This window comes from Kitasatospora sp. NPDC059088 (assembly GCF_042738155.1).
Taxonomy (GTDB): domain Bacteria; phylum Actinomycetota; class Actinomycetes; order Streptomycetales; family Streptomycetaceae; genus Kitasatospora.
In genome coordinates this window covers 1-13,772 of the sequence record NZ_JBHYGR010000018.1, presented here as the reverse complement: position 1 = coordinate 13,772, position 13,772 = coordinate 1, and the positions used below count along the sequence as shown (strand labels likewise).

Below are 13,772 nucleotides of genomic sequence, written 5' to 3'. Positions count from 1 at the left end.
AAACCCCCGCGGCCCCCCCGCGCCCCCGCTACTGGACCACCCGCCCCCCCCGCACCCCCGAGGGGGGGCCGTAGTATCGGTCCGGCGCCCCTTCGGGCCTTCACCAGCCGGCTCAGCGAGCCCCGGCCGCCTTGTCGACCACCTGGGCCTTGAGCGCGCGCTCGATCCCGGCCCGCGACTCGACGACCTGACGGCGCAGCGCCGGCGCCGGCTCGGCCGAGGCCAGCCAGGCGTCCGTGGCGGCGAGCGTCTCCTCCGTCACCTGGAACGCCGGGTACAGGCCGACGATGATCTGCTGCGAGATCTCGTGGCTGCGGGTCTCCCAGATGTCCTTCACCGCGGCGAAGTACTTCTCCGCGTACGGCGCCAGCAGCTCCCGCTGGTCCGACTGCTGGAAGCCCGCGATCACGGCCTCCTGCACGTAGTTGGTGAGCGTGTCCGACTCCACCACCGAGGCCCAGGCCGCGGCCTTGGCCTCCGCGGTCGGGCGGGCGGAGCGGCAGCTGGCCGCGTGCTCCTGGCCGGCCGCGGTGTTGTCCCGCTCCAGCTCCGCGACGATCGCGGCCTCGTCGGCCCGGCCGGTGGCGGAGAGCCGGGCGAGCAGCGCCCAGCGCAGCTCGGTGTCCACGGCGAGGCCCTTGAGCTCGACCGAGCCGTCCAGCAGCCCGGCCAGCAGGTCGAGCTGGGCGTCCGTGCGGGCGACCGAGGCGAAGGTGCGGGCCCAGGCCAGCTGGTGGTCGCTGCCGGCCTCGGCGGTGCGCAGGTGCTCCTCGGCGGCGGCGGCCCAGCGGAGCAGGCCCTGCTCGCTCCAGTCCGGGTCGGTGTAGGCGTCCAGGGCCAGCTTGACCTGGCGCTGCACGGACTGCACGACGCCGATGTCGCTCTCCCGGCCGATGCCGGAGAGCGCCAGCGACAGGTAGTCGCGGGCGGCCAGTTCGCCGTCGCGGGTCATGTCCCAGGCGGAGGCCCAGCACAGCGCGCGCGGCAGCGACTCGGTGAAGCCGCCGAGGTGCTCGGTGACGACGGCCATCGAGTCCTCGTCCAGCCGGATCTTGGCGTACGACAGGTCGTCGTCGTTCAGCAGCACGACGGCCGGGCGGTGGCGGCCGACCAGCTCCGGCACCTCGGTGCGCGGGCCGTCGACGTCCAGCTCGATCCGGTCCGTCCGCACCAGCGAACCGTCGACCAGCTCGTAGAACCCGATCGCGATGCGGTGCGGCCGCAGCACGGCCTCGCCCTTGGCGCCGGCCGGCAGCGCGGGGGCCTCCTGCAGCACGGCGAAGGACTCGATCTCGCCGTCCGTGTTCAGCACCACCGACGGCCGCAGCACGTTGATGCCGGCCGTCTCCAGCCAGGACTTGGACCACGCCTTGAGGTCGCGTCCGCTGGCCTCCTCCAGGGCGCCGAGCAGGTCGCTGAGCCGGGTGTTGCCCCAGGCGTGGCGCTTGAAGTAGGCGCGCACGCCCTCGAAGAAGGCGTCCTGGCCGACGTACGCCACCAGCTGCTTGAGCACCGAGGCGCCCTTGGCGTAGGTGATGCCGTCGAAGTTGACCTGGACGTCCTCCAGGTCGTTGATCTCCGCCATGATCGGGTGGGTGGACGGCAGCTGGTCCTGCCGGTAGGCCCAGGTCTTCATCTGGTTGGCGAAGGTGGTCCAGGAGTGCGGCCACTTGGAGCTGGGGGCCTCGGCCTGGCAGACGGCCTCGGCGAAGGTCGCGAAGGACTCGTTGAGCCAGAGGTCGTTCCACCACTCCATGGTGACGAGGTCGCCGAACCACATGTGGGCGAGCTCGTGCAGGATCGTCGCGGCGCGCGCCTCGTACGCGGCGTCGGTGACCTTGGAACGGAACACGTACTGGTCGCGCAGGGTGACGGCGCCCGCGTTCTCCATCGCGCCGGCGTTGAACTCCGGGACGAAGAGCTGGTCGTACTTGGGGAACGGGTACGGGAAGTCGAACTTCGCCTGGAAGTAGTCGAAGCCCTGCTTGGTGACCTCGAAGATCGCCTCGGCGTCGAGGAACTCGCGCAGCGAGGGGCGGCAGTACACGGCCAGCGGCACGCGCTGCTCGCCGTTCTCGTAGGTGTCGAAGACCCCGACGTACGGGCCGGCCACGAGCGCGGTGATGTAGCTGGAGATCCGGCCGGTGGGCTCGAACTCCCAGACCTGGGTGGGGCCTTCGCCGACCGGCTCGGGGGTGGGCGAGTTGGACACCACGACCCAGCCGGTGGGGGCCGTCACGGTGAACCTGAACGTGGCCTTGAGGTCGGGCTGTTCGAAGTTCGCGTAGACCCGGCGGGCGTCCGGCACCTCGAACTGGGTGTACAGGTAGGTCTCGCCGTCGACCGGGTCGACGAACCGGTGCAGGCCCTCGCCGGTGTTGCTGTAGGCGCAGTTCGCGACGACCCGCAGCTCGTTCTCCGCCGCCAGGCCGGGCAGCGGGATGCGGCTGTCGGCGAAGCTCGCCGGGTCGAGCGACGTGCCGTTGAGGGTGATCTCCTCGACGCCGGGGGCGACGAGGTCGATGAAGCTGTCGGCGCCGGGGGTCGTGGCGGAGAACCGGACCACGGTCGTGGACCGGAAGGTACCGCCCTCGCGGGCCGAGCCGAGGTCGAGCTCGATGTCGTACGCGTCCACCCGGATGAGGTCGGCCCGGGTACGGGCCTCGTCGCGGGTCAGGTTGGTGCCGGGCACTCGCTGCACTCCTTCGTCAGGCTGATGGACCGAATCCTCGCATGCCCGACGAGCGACCCGGCCGGAAAATCCCGACCGGAGAACCCGGCCGGAAACCCGCCCGGAAATCCCGCCCCGAGAACCGGCCGGAGAACGGGGGCGGGGCGGGCCCGGGCCAACCGGCCCCGACCCGCCCCGCCCTCACTGCCCTCACCGACCGGAGTGCGTCACTTCCGCCACTTGGTCAGCGGACCGTCGGTGTTGGTGTACCGGCGGAACGCGTAGACCGCGTTGCCGTCGTCCGAGACGTAGTACACCGAGGTGCTCATGCTGATGTCGAACTTCCCGTTCGCGTTCGCGACGGTGCCGATGTCGGTCATCGAGCCGTCGGTCGGCGAGAGCGTCACCAGCCGGGACGGCTTGTCGTAGCCCTGCGAGACCAGGGCGCGGACCTTGCCGTCCTTGTCGGTGCCGGTGACCAGGCGGATGTCGCTGCCGCTGGCCGAACCGGGGCTGGCCGCCCACAGGCGCTTGCCGGTGTTCAGGTCGTAGGCGTTGATGGCCGGCTTGGTCGGGTTGACCTGGACGTACAGGGTGCTGCCGCTCACCACGTTGCGGGTGAAGGCGGTGTCCTGGCCGGACAGGCGCAGGCTGTCCGAGCCGGCCTCCTTGACGGACATCTGGTTGCCCGGCTTGTTGTCCTTGTCGAACGGCAGGATGTAGTCGCCGTTCGGGCCGTTGGTGATCACCAGGACCAGCGGCTTGTCCTGGACGACCGAGTCGACCTGCTCGATCGTGCCGGTCAGGGTGATCGGGCTGCTCGCCGCCTTGCCGGAGTCGGCGTTCACGATGACCAGCTGCGACTTCGGGCCGCTGGTCATGTAGCAGCGGTCGCTGATGGCGATCTGGCTGCCGGCCGCGCGGGCCCGCATGGTGCAGTCCTTGTCGCGGGGCTGGTACTGCCAGGCGGGCTGGCCGTTGGAGATGTTCAGCCCGGCCACCGCGTTGCCGCCGACGGCGACCACGTTGTCGGTGACGCTCAGGGTCGGCTGGGACAGCCGGTCGGCGGTGGCCTTGACGGTCCACAGCAGCTTGCCCGAGGTGAGGTCCACGGCGCCGATGGTGGAGCAGTCGTAGTCACCGGTGTTGAAGGCGACGGCGGCGACGTTCTTGGAGTTGGCGGTGTACGAGGCGCTGCACACCTCCTTGCTGCCGGACGGCACCGGGATGTTCCAGGCCTGCTTGCCGTCGACCAGGTTGTAGGCCTTGACGCCGTCGCTGTCGACGCGGACGGCGTACTTGTCGGTGCCCCAGATGCCCAGCAGCTGGTTGGTGGCATCGGTGTTGGAGGGCGTCGGGGCGTTCCAGGCGACGTTGAACGTGGCCTTGGTGCCGTCCGGCGCGGGCGCCGGAGCGACGGTGTTCCCGCCGTTGTCGCCGCCGACGGTGCTGGTGCCGCCCGAGTTCGCCACCGGGCCGGGGCCCGGGTCCGGCTTGGGGCTGGGCTTGAGCAGCACGACCAGCCCGATCACGATGGCGATCGCCAGCACACCGCCGATGATCCCGCCCCAGAGCATCACGGGGTTGCGCTGCTTCGGGGCCGCCGGCACCGGCGCACCGGGGTAGTAGCCCGGCTGCTGCTGGTAGTTGTACCCGCCGCCGTAGCCCTGCCCCGCGTCCGCCCCGGGGTAGCCCCCGCCGGGCGCCGGGTCGTACGGGCCGATCGGCGCACCCGCCGGAGGCTGGGCCGGCATCCCGGCGGCCGTCGGCGCGTACGCGGCGTAGTCGGCCCCACCCGCCGGGGGCTGGACCGGGGGCGCCGGGGGTGCCGGGGGCATCGGAGGCTGGGCCGGCGGCCCGCCCTGCCCCGGAACCGCCGAGCCGTCGAGCTGGGTCATCTGGTCCGCGACGGCGGCAGGATCCACACCGCCCGCCGGCCGCCCGAACGAAACGCCCCGATTGCCCTGCGGGCCGCTGCCGGATGCATCGCCTGCACCCGGCGTAGGGTGATCCCCTGCCATCTGATTCCCCGTCATGTCTGGATGCGTCCCCCTGCCGGTACCGACCGCGGCCCGGTGGGACGGGTGAGATTGGGCACCATGCTAGTGGCGGCCGGTTTTCGCCCGCTCCCAGGACCACCCGATCCGGGCCCCGCCTCCCCCCACCGCGCAACACCTTCACCCCCCGGCCACCCCGCCCCCACGCCCGGCCCGCCGCGGGCCCCGCACCCCGGCCCACCGCTAGCCCCGCGCCCCCGCCCGCCGCGGGCCCGCGCAGCGGCCCCCACCCGCCGGCCCCCGACCCGTACCCTTCAGGAGTTGAAGGGGACACCCGGCGGAGGGTTCCCCACCCTGGGAGGGTGGATCATGTCGACGGACACACCGGGCTCACAGTCGTCCCTGCACCGGGCGAACCTGGAACGGGTGCTCCGCGCGGTACGGATGGCCGGTTCGCTCACCCAGGCCGAGATCGCCCGCGGCACCGGCCTCTCCGCGGCCACCGTCTCCAACATCGTGCGGGAACTGAAGGAGAGCGGCACCGTCGTGGTCGCCGACACCTCCTCCGGCGGCCGCCGCGCCCGCAGCGTCTCGCTGAGCGGGGACGCGGGCATCGTGGTCGGCATCGACTTCGGCCACACCCACCTGCGGGTGGCCGTCGGCAACCTCGCCCACCGGGTGCTGGCCGAGGAGAGCGCCCCGATCGACGTGGACGTCTCGGCCGCGCAGGGCTTCGACCGCGCCGAGGCGATGGTGGCGCGCCTCCTCGCGCAGGCCGGCTTCCGTCCCGAGAAGGTGATCGGGGTGGGCCTCGGCGTGCCCGGCCCGATCGACGTGGAGACCGGTGCGCTGGGCTCGACCGCGATCCTGCCGGGCTGGACGGGCATCGCCCCGGGCCGGGAGCTGGCGGAGCGGCTCGGCATGCCGGTGCACGTGGACAACGACGCCAACCTGGGCGCGCTGGGCGAGCTGGTCTGGGGGGCCGGCCGCGGCCTGAGCGACCTCGCCTACATCAAGATCGCCAGCGGGGTCGGCGCCGGCCTGGTGGTCAACGGCCAGATCTACCGGGGTCCGGGCGGCACCGCGGGTGAGATCGGGCACATCACCCTGGACGAGGCGGGCCCGGTCTGCCGCTGCGGCAACCGGGGCTGCCTGGAGACCTTCGTCGGCTCCCGCTACCTGCTGTCGCTGCTCACCTCGACCCTCGGCCCGGACCTCACCCTGCCCCGGGTGGTGGAGCTGGCCCACCAGGGCGACCTGGGCTGCCGCCGGGTGATCGCCGACGCCGGGCGCCAGATCGGTACGGGCGTGGCGACCCTGTGCAACCTGCTCAACCCGCGCCGGGTGATCCTGGGCGGCGACCTCGCCGAGGCCGGTGAGCTGGTGCTGGCCCCGATCCGCGACTCGGTGGCCCGCTACGCGATCCCCAGCGCGGCCCGCCAGCTGTCGGTGGTCCCCGGCACCCTGGGCGGCCGGGCCGAGGTGCTGGGCGCGCTGGCCCTGGTGATGAGCGAGATGGGCGAGTCCGGGGCGCTCGGCCGGCACTGACCGCCGCCCGGCCCGTTCACCCGTCCGGCCGCAACCGCCGGAGAACGTCCGTTCGTCAATGAGGATTGACCCGCGCCCCCCGACCGACCTCCGGGAATGGCGGTAACCGGTCGGTGGCACCGGGCGCGCCGCTCGGCGTCCGCGTAGCGGACATTAGACTCGACCGGTCGGTACCGGCCGCGACCACCGGCCTGCCGCCGGACCGGGCGGCGACGCCCGTCGGACCGTCCGTGGTCCGCGAACACTGAACGAGGAGGAACGGGTGGCCCTGCTGACCCGCATTCGGGGACCGCGCGATCTCGACCGGCTCACGCCCGGACAGCTGGCCGCACTGGCCCAGGAGGTCCGGACCTTCCTGGTGACCGAGGTCTCCAAGACGGGCGGCCACCTCGGACCCAACCTCGGGGTGGTGGAGCTGACCATCGCCCTGCACCGGGTCTTCGACTCCCCGCGCGACCGCATCCTCTTCGACACCGGCCACCAGAGCTACGTCCACAAGCTGCTCACCGGCCGCCAGGACTTCTCCCGGTTGAAGATGAGCGGCGGCCTGTCCGGCTACCCCTCGCGCGCCGAGTCCGAGCACGACGTGATCGAGAACTCGCACGCCTCCACGGTCCTCTCGTACGCGGACGGCCTGGCCAAGGCCAACAAGATCCAGGGCAAGGCGGACCCGGTCGTCGCCGTGATCGGTGACGGCGCGCTCACCGGCGGCATGGCCTGGGAGGCGCTGAACAACATCGCCGACGCCAAGGACCTGCCGGTCGTCATCGTCGTCAACGACAACGAGCGCTCCTACTCGCCGACCATCGGCGGCCTCGCCAACCACCTCGCCACCCTGCGCACCACCCAGGGCTACGAGCGCTTCCTGTCCTGGGGCAAGGACGCCCTGCAGCGCACCCCGGTGGTCGGCCAGCAGCTGTTCGAGACGCTGCACGGCGCCAAGAAGGGCCTCAAGGACTTCATCGCCCCGCAGGGCATGTTCGAGGACCTCGGCCTCAAGTACATCGGCCCGATCGACGGCCACGACCTGACCGCCCTGGAGTCGGCGCTGACCAAGGCGCGCGGCTTCGGCGGCCCGGTGATCGTGCACTGCCTCACCGAGAAGGGCCGCGGCTACCACGCCGCCGAGAACAACGACGAGGACCGCTTCCACGCCGTCGGCGTGATCCACCCGGACACCGGCCTGCCGGTCAAGAACTCGGGCAAGGACTGGACCTCGGTCTTCGGCGAGGAGATGGTCGCGCTCGGCCGCGAGCGCGAGGACATCGTGGCGATCACCGCCGCGATGCTCCACCCGGTCGGCCTGGCGCCGTTCGCCAAGGAGTTCCCGGACCGCATCTTCGACGTCGGCATCGCCGAGCAGCACGCCGTCACCAGCGCCGCCGGCCTGGCCACCAACGGGCTGCACCCGGTCTTCGCGGTCTACGCGACCTTCCTGAACCGCGCCTTCGACCAGGTCCTGATGGACGTCGCGCTGCACAAGCTGGGCGTCACCTTCGTACTGGACCGGGCCGGCGTCACCGGCACGGACGGCGCCTCGCACAACGGCATGTGGGACATGTCGATCCTCCAGGTCGTCCCGGGCCTGCGGCTGGCCGCCCCGCGCGACGCCGACCAGGTCCGCGCCCAGCTGCGCGAGGCCGTCCAGGTCGAGGACGCCCCGACGGTGGTGCGCTACTCCAAGGGCTCGGTCGGTCCGGCCGTCGCCGCGGTCGGCCGGGTCGGCGGCATGGACGTGCTGCGCGCCGCCGGGGAGCCCTCCGGCGCCCACCGCGCGGACGTGCTGATCGTCTCGGTCGGCGCGATGGCCCCGACCAGCCTGGAGGTGGCCGACCTGCTGGCCGCCCGGGGCGTCACCGCCACCGTGGTGGACCCGCGCTGGGTCAAGCCGGTGGACGAGGCCCTGCCGGGCCTGGCCGCCGAGCACCGGGTGGTCGTCACGATCGAGGACAACGGCCGGGTGGGCGGCGTCGGCGCGGCCGTCGCGCAGGCACTGCGGGACGCGGACGTGGACGTGCCGGTGCGCGACTTCGGCATCCCGCAGGAGTTCCTGGACCACGCCAGCCGGAACGAGATCCTGGCCGAGATCGGCCTGACCGCCCCCGCCATCGCCGAGAAGGTGGGCGCCCTGGTCGCCAAGCTGGACGCGGCGCCGGTCGAGGCCTGAACCGCCCCCGGTGGAACGGGCCGGCCACCCGCCGCCCGTTCCGCCGACGCCCGATTGTCGTCTCTGCGTAACAGTTCGTCGCGGGACGAGCTGACAATCGCACTGAATGGCGGGACCGGCGCTCTCCGCGCCGTTCCCGCCCGGTAGGTTGTCAACCGTGCCCACCCCCACCCGCCCCCGCCTCGACGGACTGGTCGACCGCCTGCCCGCGCGCGCCCGTACCCACATCCGACAGGGGTACTGGACGAGGCTGGTGCCGCTGCTCACCCTGGTCGCGGTGGCCACCCACATCCCGTCCTTCGCCCGGCCCGTCTGGAGTCCGGACGAAGGCTTCCTGGCCACCCAGGCCCGGATGCTCGCGGACGGCGGGGTGCTCTACGACACCGTGGTGGACCGCAAGCCGCCGCTGCTGCCCTGGCTCTACCAGGCCTGCTTCGCCGTCTTCGGCTCCGCCTCGCTGTGGCCGCTGCGCACCCTCGCGGTGGCGGCCCACCTGGTCACCGCGATCCTGCTGGCCTCGATCGCCCGCGGCCGCTGGGGCAACCGGGCCGGGGCCGGCGCCGGACTGCTCTACCTGCTGGTCTCCATCGGGCTCTCCCCGGAGGACACCCAGGCGGCGACCTTCGAGGTCTTCATGCTGCCCGCGATGGTGGCCGCCTTCCGGTACGCCGAGCGCCGCCGCTGGCTGGCCGCGGGCATCGCGGTCGCGCTCTGCTCGCTGACCAAGCAGACCGGCGGCGCGGTGCTGCTGCCGGTGCTCTGGATGCTCCTCCAGGACGCCCGCCGACGCGGGGTGCGCTGGCCGCCCGCCCTGTTCAAGATCGGGTTCGGCTTCGCGGTGCCGATAGCGCTGGTGGCGGTCATCCTCACCAAGCCCAAGGGCTTCCTCTTCTGGGTGGTCACCGGCAGCGGCGACTACGCCTCCTTCGGCGGCGCCTGGCTGCAGATGCTCGGCCGGGCCTTCGGCAACCTCGGCATCCTGGCCGCGGCGGGCCTCGGCTTCCTGTTCCCGGTCGGCCGCCGGCTCTGGTTCAAGTACCGCCACCGCCCGCTGCCGGTGGCCGGCGAGGAGCACGGCTCGACCACCGACCTGTGGGTCTGGCTGCTCTCCTCGGCCGTCGCGGTCAGCGTGGGCTTCCACTTCTTCGGCCACTACTACCTCCAGCTGATGCCCCCGCTGGTGCTGCTGGGCACCGGGGCGGTCGCCACCTCGGCGATCCGCTGGAAGCCCGTCCTGGTGTACACCACGGTCGCCGCCACGGTCTTCTGGGGCCTGGCGCTGGCCTGGCCGGGGGAGCAGATGAGCCGCAACACCGAGGTCGCCACCGCGGTCGCCGCCCAGACCACCCCCAAGGACACCGTGCTGGTCTGGGGCATGCACCCCGAGCTGTACTGGCTGGCCGACCGCAAGCCCGCGAGCCGCTACCTGACCGCCGGCTTCCTCACCAACTACAGCGGCGGCAAGGACGGCAGCGGCAACGTCGGCGAGCAGTTCAGCGTCAACAACGCCTGGCAGACCTTCGACAAGGAACTCGCCAACGGCCTGCCCGAGGTCTTCGTGGACGACTCCGGCGTCGCCCCGTACCAGCCGGTGCTGGTCCCGCGGATCGAGAACCTGCTGGACACCCACTACGAGATGATCGGCGTCATCGGCGACACCGTCGTCTACCGCCTCAAGCACTGAGGCACCGCTCGAGCACCGAGGTACCGCCTCGAGCACCGAGGCCCGGCACCGCGTACGCGAGAGCCCCCGGCGACCAGGTCGCCGGGGGCTCCGCTCGTACCGCTACGCCTTACGCGGGCACCGAGGCCACGCCGGGGGCGAGGAACTTCTTGCCGGTCACCCGCTCCGAGACGCCCTCACGGTCCAGGTACGGGGTGATCCCGCCCAGGTGGAAGGGCCAGCCGGCGCCGGTGATCATGCAGAGGTCGATGTCCTGGGCCTCGCCGACGACACCCTCCTCCAGCATCAGGCCGATCTCCTGGGCCACGGCCTCCAGGGAGCGGTTCAGGACCTGCTCCTCGGTGAGCACCGAGTCGCCGAAGCTCAGCAGCTCCAGCACCTCGGGGTCGAGGACCTGCTTGCCGTCCACCCAGGTGTAGAAGCCGCGCTTGCCGGCCTTGACCACCTTGCCGAGGTTCTCGGAGACGGTGAACCGCTCCGGGAAGGCGCCGGCCAGGGTCTCCGAGACGTGCAGGGCGATGGCCGGGCCGACCAGCTCCAGCAGCACGATCGGGGACATCGGCAGGCCGAGCGGCTCGACGGCCTTCTCGACGCTGGCGATCGGGGTGCCCTCGTCGATGATGTTCTGGATCTCGCCCATGAAGCGGGTCAGGATCCGGTTCACCACGAACGCCGGGGCGTCCTTGCACAGCACCGAGGTCTTCTTGAGCTTCTTCGACACGGCGAAGGCGGTGGCCAGCGACGCGTCGTCGGTCTGCTCGCCGCGGACGATCTCCAGCAGCGGCAGGATCGCGACCGGGTTGAAGAAGTGGAAGCCGACGACCCGCTCGGGGTGCTGGAGCTTCGAGGCCATCTCGGTGACCGACAGCGAGGAGGTGTTGGTCGCCAGCACGCAGGTCGGCGAGACCACGGCCTCCAGGTCCGCGAAGACGGTCTGCTTGACGCCCATCTCCTCGAACACGGCCTCGATGACGAAGTCCGCGTCGCCGAAGGCCACGGCCTTGTCCAGCGAGCCGCTGACCAGGCCCTTGAGGCGGTTGGCCTTGTCCTGGCCGATCCGGCCCTTGCCGAGCAGCTTGTCGATCTCGGTGTGGACGTAGCCGACGCCCTTGTCGACGCGCTCCTGGTCGATGTCGGTGAGGACCACCGGCACCTCCAGACGGCGGGCGAACAGCAGCGCCAGCTGCGAGGCCATCAGGCCGGCGCCGACGATGCCGACCTTGGAGACCGGGCGGGCCAGCGACTTGTCCGGCGCACCGAACGGGCGCTTGGCCCGGCGCTGCACCAGGTTGAAGGCGTAGATGCCGCTGCGCAGCTCGCCGCTCATGATGAGGTCGGCCAGGGCCGCGTCCTCGGCGTCGAAGCCGGCCTGGAGGCTGGCCTTGTCGGCGAGGTCGGCGTCCTTGACGGCGGCGATGATGTCCAGCGCCTTGTACGCGGCCGGAGCGGCCCCGTGCACCTTGGCGTCGGCGACCATGCGGCCCCAGAGGACGGCGTCGTCCCAGGCCTTGCCGCGGTCGATCGCCTCGCGCTCGACGACCAGGTCGCCCTTGAGGACCTGGGCGGCCCACAGCAGCGACTGCTCCAGGAAGTCGGCCGGCTCGAAGATCGCGTCGGCGATCCCCAGCTCGAACACGTCCTTGCCCTTGAGCTGCTTGTTCTGGTTCATCGAGTTCTCGATGATGACCTTGACGGCCTTACCGGCACCGATCAGGTTCGGCAGGATGGTGCAGCCGCCCCAGCCGGGGACGAGGCCGAGGAAGACCTCGGGCAGCGAGAAGGCCGGAACGCCCGCGGACACCGTGCGGTAGTCGCAGTGCAGGCCGACCTCGACGCCGCCGCCCATGGCCGCGCCGTTGTAGAAGGCGAAGGTCGGGACGGGCAGCGCGGCGATCCGCTTGAAGACCTCGTGGCCGCCCTTGCCGATGGCCAGCGCGTCGGCGTGCTGCTTGAGCAGCTCGACGCCCTTGAGGTCGGCGCCGACGGCGAAGATGAACGGCTTGCCGGTGATCGCGGCGCCGACGATCCTGCCCTCGGCGGCCTCGGCCTCGACCTGGTCCAGCGCCTCGGACAGCTTGAGCAGCGAGCCCGGGCCGAAGGTGGTCGGCTTGGTGTGGTCGAAGCCGTTGTCCAGGGTGATCATGGCCAGCTTGCCGGCCTGCAGCGGCAGGTCCAGGTGGCGCACGTGCGCGGTCGTGACGACCTCGCCCGGGAACAGCTCGGCGCCCTGCTGGAGCAGCTCAGTGGTGTTGCTCATGCTCACTTACCACCCTCGAAGTGGGGGTTCTCCCAGATGATGGTGCCGCCCATGCCGAAGCCGATGCACATCGTGGTGAGGCCGTAGCGGACGTCCGGGCGCTGCTCGAAGCGGCGGGCCAGCTGGTTCATCAGGCGCACGCCCGAGGAGGCCAGCGGGTGGCCGAAGGCGATCGCGCCACCGAACGGGTTGACCCGCTCGTCGTCGTCCGCGATGCCGTAGTGGTCCAGGAAGGACAGCACCTGGACGGCGAAGGCCTCGTTGACCTCGAAGGCCTGGATGTCGTCGATGGTCAGACCGGCCTTGGCCAGCGCCTTCTCGGTGGCCGGCACCGGGCCGATGCCCATGACCTCGGGCTCGACGCCCGCGAAGGCGTAGGAGACCAGGCGCATCTTGACCGGGAGGCCGAGCTCCTCGGCGACGTCCTCGGCGGCCAGCAGCGAGGCGGTGGCACCGTCGTTCAGACCGGCCGAGTTGCCCGCGGTGATGTTGCCGTGCGGGCGGAACGGGGTCTTGAGGCCGGCCAGCGACTCCATCGTGGTGCCCGGGCGCATCGGCTCGTCCACGGTGGCCAGGCCCCAGCCGGTCTCGCCGACCTCGGGGTTGGTGTTGCGGATCGTGATCGGCACCAGGTCCGGCTGGATGTCGCCGTTGGCGTACGCCTTGGCGGCCTTCTCCTGGGAGCGCACGGCGTAGGCGTCGCAGCGCTCCTTGGTGATGTGCGGGAAGCGGTCGTGCAGGTTCTCCGCGGTCATGCCCATGAACAGGGCGGACTCGTCGACCAGCTTCTCCGAGACGAAGCGCGGGTTCGGGTCCACGCCCTCGCCCATCGGGTGGCGGCCCATGTGCTCCACGCCACCGGCCACGACCACGTCGTACGCGCCGAAGGCGATGCCGCCCGCGGTGGCGGTCACGGCGGTCAGGGCGCCGGCGCACATGCGGTCGATCGAGTAGCCGGGCACGGACTTCGGCAGGCCGGACAGCAGGGCGGCGGTGCGCCCGATGGTCAGACCCTGGTCGCCGATCTGCGTGGTGGCCGCGATGGCGACCTCGTCGATGCGCTCGACGGGCAGGCTCGGGTTACGGCGCACGAGTTCCCGGATGCACTTGACGACGAGGTCGTCGGCGCGGGTCTCGTGGTAGATGCCCTTCGGGCCGGCCTTGCCGAACGGGGTGCGGACGCCATCGACGAAGACGACGTCCCTCGCGGTACGAGGCACGGGGGCTCTCCTCCCAGGGACCAACATTTCGGGTGTGCAGGCTGCCGCCGGAAGATCCCGAGCGGCGCCGCGTCAGAAGCCATGCTACCGGTCGGTAACCAACCTGCCCAGGCCCCTCGGAGGGTTCTGACCATGTGTCCCGCGACACGTCCGGCACCACCGCGACCAGGAAGGCTCCCCGGGAACGCCGTGAGGGGGGGGCGGGCCGGAGAGGGGGCGCCCCCCCCC

Annotated in this window: 7 protein-coding genes; 3 read left to right on the top strand and 4 right to left on the bottom strand. The window is 71.8% G+C overall.

Annotation, left to right across the window (positions count from 1 at the left end; genetic code table 11):
- Positions 1 to 112: 112 nt before the first annotated feature.
- Both pepN and ACFWXO_RS10825 read right to left on the bottom strand, forming a co-directional pair.
- Positions 113 to 2,692 carry an aminopeptidase N gene (gene pepN / locus ACFWXO_RS10830; protein ID WP_375888273.1) on the bottom strand — a complete coding sequence of 860 codons (2,580 nt, stop codon included), beginning with the start codon at positions 2,690 to 2,692 and terminating at the stop codon, positions 113 to 115.
- 206 nt (positions 2,693 to 2,898) lie between these two features.
- Complete coding sequence (locus ACFWXO_RS10825; protein WP_380523224.1) at positions 2,899 to 4,569, bottom strand: PQQ-binding-like beta-propeller repeat protein; 1,671 nt, start codon at positions 4,567 to 4,569, stop codon at positions 2,899 to 2,901.
- Positions 4,570 to 5,037: 468 nt separating this feature from the next.
- Here ACFWXO_RS10825 and ACFWXO_RS10820 point away from each other — a divergent pair, with 468 nt between their 5' ends.
- The 3 genes from ACFWXO_RS10820 (at position 5,038) to ACFWXO_RS10810 (ending at position 10,067) form a co-directional block, all read left to right on the top strand.
- Positions 5,038 to 6,216 carry an ROK family protein gene (locus tag ACFWXO_RS10820; protein WP_375888275.1) on the top strand — a complete coding sequence of 393 codons (1,179 nt, stop codon included), beginning with the start codon at positions 5,038 to 5,040 and terminating at the stop codon, positions 6,214 to 6,216.
- Positions 6,217 to 6,478: 262 nt separating this feature from the next.
- Positions 6,479 to 8,383 (top strand): 1-deoxy-D-xylulose-5-phosphate synthase, encoded by a 1,905-nt coding sequence (gene dxs / locus ACFWXO_RS10815; RefSeq protein WP_380407892.1) that lies wholly within the window; start codon positions 6,479 to 6,481, stop codon positions 8,381 to 8,383.
- Between the two features lie 157 nt (positions 8,384 to 8,540).
- Positions 8,541 to 10,067 (top strand): ArnT family glycosyltransferase, encoded by a 1,527-nt coding sequence (locus tag ACFWXO_RS10810; RefSeq protein ID WP_375888279.1) that lies wholly within the window; start codon positions 8,541 to 8,543, stop codon positions 10,065 to 10,067.
- A gap of 109 nt (positions 10,068 to 10,176) precedes the next feature.
- Here the strand turns inward: ACFWXO_RS10810 and ACFWXO_RS10805 are convergent, their stop codons facing one another.
- On the bottom strand, positions 10,177 to 12,324 hold the full coding sequence (locus ACFWXO_RS10805; RefSeq protein WP_380523223.1) for a 3-hydroxyacyl-CoA dehydrogenase NAD-binding domain-containing protein: 2,148 nt from the start codon (positions 12,322 to 12,324) through the stop codon (positions 10,177 to 10,179).
- A 2-nt stretch (positions 12,325 to 12,326) separates the two neighbouring features.
- Positions 12,327 to 13,544 (bottom strand): thiolase family protein, encoded by a 1,218-nt coding sequence (locus ACFWXO_RS10800; RefSeq protein WP_375888284.1) that lies wholly within the window; start codon positions 13,542 to 13,544, stop codon positions 12,327 to 12,329.
- Positions 13,545 to 13,772: the final 228 nt, after the last annotated feature.

Excerpts from the sequence above, each read along its gene's own strand:
- ACFWXO_RS10805 (WP_380523223.1), bottom strand. The coding sequence starts at position 12,324 with ATGAGCAACACCACTGAGCTGCTCCAGCAGGGCGCCGAGCTGTTCCCG.
- ACFWXO_RS10825 (WP_380523224.1), bottom strand. The coding sequence starts at position 4,569 with ATGACCCAGCTCGACGGCTCGGCGGTTCCGGGGCAGGGCGGGCCGCCG.
- ACFWXO_RS10820 (WP_375888275.1), top strand. The coding sequence starts at position 5,038 with ATGTCGACGGACACACCGGGCTCACAGTCGTCCCTGCACCGGGCGAAC.